The sequence below is a fragment of the Dellaglioa sp. CoH-56-MRSF-11 genome (assembly GCF_056782135.1).
In genome coordinates, this window is the sequence record NZ_JBXAYE010000130.1 from 1 (window position 1) to 257 (window position 257).

General features: G+C 58.8%; 1 protein-coding gene. It reads right to left on the bottom strand.

All coding sequences use genetic code 11. The annotated features are described in order from the left end of the window. Window positions 1-257: hypothetical protein (locus AC1RPT_RS08120; RefSeq protein WP_481763043.1), on the bottom strand; the 257-nt coding region annotated here is incomplete at both ends.

Here is a 257-nt window from a genome sequence, read left to right on the forward strand (position 1 = left end):
CGGATCGGAATCAGACTTTCTTCTGCGTAGCCGCCGATCCAGTCGCTGGATTTTTCCTTATAAGAGAATCCCAGAGCGCGCAAACCTGCGTCACTGGTCTCCATGAGGCTTTCACCGCGCTCCAGAAACTCGGACAGCTCTTCCGGCGTGTACTGTGACAGCCAGTACAGCGGCGTCTGATCGCAGTCGCGCCCGCAGTACACGACAAACAGTCGCATACCGTCCCGGACGCCGACCCATTTCGGGTCCGTCTGCGT